The organism is Aurantimonas marianensis, assembly GCF_024195285.1.
Lineage (GTDB): Bacteria > Pseudomonadota > Alphaproteobacteria > Rhizobiales > Rhizobiaceae > Aurantimonas > Aurantimonas marianensis.
Genome location: NZ_JALHBS010000126.1, coordinates 1 through 5,168 on the forward strand (window position 1 = coordinate 1; position 5,168 = coordinate 5,168).

Sequence of the window (5,168 nt, forward strand, 5' to 3'; positions counted from 1 at the left end):
TCTTGCCGTGATCAACGTGACCAATCGTCCCGATGTTCACATGCGGCTTGTTGCGCTCGAATTTGCTCTTGGCCATCTTGCCACTCCGTTGTCTAGTCTTGGCTCATCGAGCCGAATGTCGTTTCGAGGGGGAACGCGGTCAGGCGTACTTTTTCTGAATTTCGTCCGCGACCTGGTTCGGTACCTGCTCGTAATGATCGAACTGCATCGTGTATTGCGCACGACCCTGGGACATCGAGCGCAGCTGGTTGACGTAGCCGAACATGTTGGCCAGCGGAACCATGGCGTTGACTACCTGCGCGATGCCGCGCGGCTCGGTTCCCTGGATCTGCCCGCGACGCGAGTTCAAATCGCCGATGACGTCGCCGACATAGTCTTCCGGCGTCACTACCTCGACCTTCATGACCGGTTCGAGCAGCCGCGGCCCCGCCTTCTGGATCGCCTCGCGGAAACCGGCCCGCGCCGCGATCTCGAAAGCCAGCACCGAGGAGTCGACATCGTGGAACGCGCCATCGAGAAGCTGCGCCTTGATGTCCACCATCGGGAAGCCCGCGAGCGGACCCGAAGTCAACACCGACACGATGCCCTTCTGGACGCCCGGAATGTATTCCTTCGGAACCGCGCCGCCGACGATCTTCGACTCGAAGCTGAAGCCCTCGCCAATCTCGGCCGGCTCGAAAGTCATCTTGACGCGGGCGAACTGGCCGGTGCCGCCGGTCTGCTTCTTGTGGGTGTAGTCGACTTCCGCCATGCGCGTGATCGTCTCGCGATAAGCCACCTGCGGCGCGCCGATATTCGCTTCGACCTTGAATTCCCGTTTCATGCGGTCGACGAGAATGTCGAGGTGGAGCTCGCCCATCCCGGCGATGATCGTCTGACCGGATTCCTCATCGGTCTTGACCCGGAAGGACGGATCCTCGGCGGCCAGCCGGTTAAGCGCGAGGCCCATCTTTTCCTGATCGGCCTTGGTCTTCGGCTCGATCGCGATCTCGATGACCGGATCGGGGAATTCCATCCGCTCCAGGATGACCGGCTTTAGCGGATCGCAAAGCGTGTCGCCGGTCGTCGTGTCCTTCAGGCCGGCCAAGGCGACGATGTCGCCGGCATAGGCCTCTTCGATGTCTTCGCGGGAATTGGAGTGCATCTGAAGCATACGCCCGATGCGCTCCTTCTTCTCCTTGACGGTGTTCTGGAGCGAGGTGCCCTTGGTCAGAACGCCGGAATAGATGCGAGCGAAGGTCAGCGAACCGACAAAGGGATCGTTCATGATCTTGAAGGCCAGCATCGACAGCGGCTCGTCGTCGGACGACTTGCGAACCACCTCGGCTTCGTTCTTCGGGTCGATACCCTTGATCGGCTTCACTTCGACCGGCGAAGGCAGGAAGTCGACAACGGCGTCGAGAAGCGGCTGAACGCCCTTGTTCTTGAAAGCCGACCCACACAGGACCGGCGTGAACCAGACATCGCAGGTACCCTTGCGGATCAACTTGCGGATCTCATCGTTGCTCGGCATCTCGCCTTCGAGGTAACGCTCCATGGCGCCTTCATCGAGCTCGACAGCGGCTTCGACCATCGCTTCGCGATACTCTTCAGCCTGGGCGAGCATATCGGCCGGGATATCGAGAATGTCCCACTGGGCACCGAGATTCTCGTCGCGCCAGACCAGCGCCTTCATCTCGATGAGATCGATGACACCCTTGAGCTCGGTCTCCGCGCCGATCGGCAGCTGGACGACGATCGGACGCGCGCCGAGACGCGACTTGATCATCTCCACACAGCGAAAGAAGTCGGCGCCGGTCTTGTCCATCTTGTTGACGAAGATCATGCGCGGAACCTGATACTTGTCCGCCTGACGCCAGACCGTCTCGGTCTGCGGCTCGACACCGGCATTGGCGTCGAGAAGCGCGATCGCGCCATCGAGCACCCGCAGCGAACGTTCGACTTCGATGGTGAAGTCGACGTGGCCCGGCGTGTCGATGATGTTGAAGCGACGCTTCTTGCCGTCACGGCCTTCCCAGAAGGTCGTCGTCGCGGCGGACGTAATGGTGATGCCGCGCTCCTGCTCCTGCGCCATCCAGTCCATCGTCGCGGCGCCGTCGTGCACTTCGCCGATCTTGTGGGACTTGCCGGTATAGAACAGAATTCGCTCTGTGGTCGTCGTCTTCCCGGCATCGATGTGAGCCATGATGCCGAAATTGCGGTAGTCTTCAATCTTATAGTCGCGTGCCATCGGGCGTCGCCTTTCGGGCAGAAACTTGAATTACCAGCGGTAGTGCGAGAAGGCGCGGTTCGCTTCCGCCATGCGGTGCGTGTCTTCGCGCTTCTTCACAGCGGTACCACGGTTGTTGGCCGCATCCATGAGCTCGCCCGACAAACGGTCGACCATGGTCGTCTCGTTGCGACCGCGCGCTGCGGTGATCAGCCAGCGGATCGCCAGCGCCTGACGGCGCTCGGGACGAACGTCGACCGGGACCTGATAGGTCGCACCACCGACGCGGCGCGAGCGGACCTCCACATGCGGCGAGATGTTCTCGAGCGCTTGATGGAAGATCGCGACCGCATCCTGGCGGGTCTTCTCGTGAACGGTGTCGAACGCGCCATAGACGATGCGCTCGGCGACCGACTTCTTACCGTCATACATGACGGCATTCATGAACTTCGACACGATGAGATCACCGAACTTCGGGTCCGGATTGATTTCACGCTTTTCGGCTCTGTGGCGGCGGGACATACTATCGTCTCTTCAACTGATCAGCGTTGGGGCTTACTTCGGACGCTTGGCGCCGTATTTCGAACGACGCTGCTTCCGGTTCTTGACGCCCTGCGTGTCGAGCACGCCGCGGATGATGTGGTAGCGAACACCCGGAAGATCCTTCACGCGCCCGCCGCGGATCATCACCACGGAGTGCTCCTGAAGATTATGGCCCTCGCCCGGAATGTAGCCGATGACTTCGTAACCGTTGACGAGGCGAACCTTGGCAACCTTACGAAGCGCCGAGTTCGGCTTCTTCGGCGTGGTCGTGTAGACACGTGTGCACACGCCACGCTTTTGCGGGTTGGCCTCGAGCGCCGGAACCGTATTGCGCTCGACAGGACGAACGCGCGGCTTCCGGACCAATTGGTTGATGGTCGGCATTCCAACCTTCCCTCTTCTTCCAAAACTCAGGTTCGACACGAAACGTCGCGCGACGCAAAAGCGAAGAGCAACTCTCCATGCGCGAAACCGGGCAATCGATCCACTTGTGAGTGGACTGCCCGGAACGAAGCAGAGGACCGCATTGACGGTCTTGCATCCAGCGATGTGACGTCTCGTTGAACGAAGCCTTGTTTGAAGCGCTTGCTCCCGGACGCGGCGTCCTTGGGAAGATTCGGCCTCACATCGGCTCTGTTGGGCGGTACTTAACGATTCTCCCCGGAGCCGTCAACCCCGCAACCGAAGGAGTTCGCCAGCCACGTTCGGCGGCTATCACCATCGCCCGTGCCCCGCTCGCGCGACCGGCTTGGACGGCGCTGGTGGCACTCGCGAGAGCGGATTTCGACGGCGAAAGGCCGCCCGGAGGCGGCCTTTCCATGGTCTGCAACCACCCGATCCGATGAAGGCCTACTCGGCCGCGTCCGTGATCGAGGTCAGCATGCGATCGGTCTCGGCCTTGTTGGCGGCCTTGCGGCGATCCTCAAGTATGAGGTCGTCGCGCGACGTGGCGATGCGGCGCACCTGGGTCATCATGCCGCCGGTACCCGCCGGTATCAGACGACCGACGATAACGTTTTCCTTCAAGCCCTGCAGGGTGTCGGTCTTGCCGGCAACCGCTGCCTCGGTCAGCACCCGCGTCGTCTCCTGGAAGGAGGCGGCCGAGATGAAGGACGGCGTCTGCAGCGAGGCCTTGGTGATGCCGAGCAGGACCGGGTTGCCGGATGCCGGCTTCTTGCCCTCTTCCTCCAGACGCTCGTTGAGCTCCGCCAGCTCGATCCGGTCGACATTATCGCCCGGAATATAACCGGAATCGCCCGACTCGACGATCTCGACCTTCTGCAGCATCTGCCGGACGATGACCTCGATGTGCTCGTTGACGAGGTAGGACGCCAGCGCCTCCACGCCGCGGATCGCCAGGATGTCGTGCGGTGCCGGGTTGCCGTCGAGGATGTAGTCGCCCTTCTCGATGACGTCGCCTTCCTGAAGATGGAACGGCTTTCCCTTCGGTATCAGGTACTCCATCGGCTCGCCGCCGTCCTCGTGCGGCTCGATGATGATCCGGCGCTTGTTCTTGTAATCGCGTCCGAACTTCACCGTGCCGTCGATTTCCGCGATCACCGCGTTGTCCTTCGGCTTGCGGGCCTCGAACAGCTCGGCGACACGCGGCAGACCGCCGGTGATGTCCTTGGTTTTCGCGCTTTCCATCGGAATACGCGACAGGACGTCGCCGGCCTTCACCGTGGCGCCGGGCTCGACCGACAGGATCGCGTCGACCGACTGGAAGTAGCGGGCGTCGGAGCCGCGCGCCAGCTTGAGGATCTCGCCATCCTTGCCGCGCACCACGATCGCCGGCTTCAGGTCCTGACCGCGCGGGCTTGCCCGCCAGTCGATGACCGCCCGCTTGGTGATGCCGGTCGACTCGTCGGCCTGCTCGGAAACCGAGATGCCTTCCACCATGTCCTCGAAGTCGACCGTGCCCTCGAGCTCGGTCAGCACCGGACGGGTGTATGGATCCCATTCCGCGATACGCTGGCCGCGACGGACCGTATCGCCGTCGTCGACGAAGATGCGGCTGCCGTAGGTGACACGGTGCGACGCGCGTTCCTTGCCCGCCTGATCGAGGATGAGGATCGCCATGTTGCGGCCCATCGCGACCAGTCGGCCATCGGAGTTCCGCACCACGTTGCGGTTGCGGATCGAGACCGTGCCTTCGTAGGACGCTTCCAGGAACGAGGAGTCGACCACCTGCGCGGTCCCGCCCATGTGGAAGGTACGCATAGTGAGCTGGGTACCCGGCTCGCCGATCGACTGCGCGGCGATGACGCCGACGGCCTCGCCCATGTTGACCGGCGTGCCGCGGGCGAGATCGCGCCCGTAGCAGGTGGCGCAGATGCCGGTCCGGATCTCGCAGGTCAGCGCCGACCGAATGTTGATCGACTGGATGCTGGCCTTCTCGATCACCTCGACGTCGGCC

At 62.3% G+C, this 5,168-nt stretch carries 3 protein-coding genes and 2 pseudogenes; all 5 read right to left on the minus strand.

Annotation, left to right across the window (positions count from 1 at the left end; all coding sequences use genetic code 11):
* Positions 1-76 (minus strand): annotated as a pseudogene (locus tag MJ956_RS18470) (GTP-binding protein); the annotation flags it as partial.
* 63 nt (positions 77-139) lie between these two features.
* Positions 140-2,230 (minus strand): elongation factor G, encoded by a 2,091-nt coding sequence (fusA, locus tag MJ956_RS18475; RefSeq protein ID WP_253965892.1) that lies wholly within the window; start codon positions 2,228-2,230, stop codon positions 140-142.
* A gap of 30 nt (positions 2,231-2,260) precedes the next feature.
* Positions 2,261-2,731, minus strand: coding sequence for a 30S ribosomal protein S7 (gene rpsG, locus MJ956_RS18480; RefSeq protein WP_206453991.1), 471 nt, complete (start codon positions 2,729-2,731; stop codon positions 2,261-2,263).
* Between the two features lie 33 nt (positions 2,732-2,764).
* Positions 2,765-3,136, minus strand: coding sequence for a 30S ribosomal protein S12 (rpsL, locus tag MJ956_RS18485; RefSeq protein WP_206453990.1), 372 nt, complete (start codon positions 3,134-3,136; stop codon positions 2,765-2,767).
* Between the two features lie 465 nt (positions 3,137-3,601).
* A pseudogene (locus MJ956_RS18490) lies at positions 3,602-5,168 on the minus strand (DNA-directed RNA polymerase subunit beta'); the annotation flags it as partial.

Bases quoted from the DNA above. Each gene is read 5' to 3' on its own strand.
- fusA (WP_253965892.1), bottom strand. From the start codon at position 2,230: ATGGCACGCGACTATAAGATTGAAGACTACCGCAATTTCGGCATCATG.
- rpsG (WP_206453991.1), bottom strand. From the start codon at position 2,731: ATGTCCCGCCGCCACAGAGCCGAAAAGCGTGAAATCAATCCGGACCCG.
- rpsL (WP_206453990.1), bottom strand. From the start codon at position 3,136: ATGCCGACCATCAACCAATTGGTCCGGAAGCCGCGCGTTCGTCCTGTC.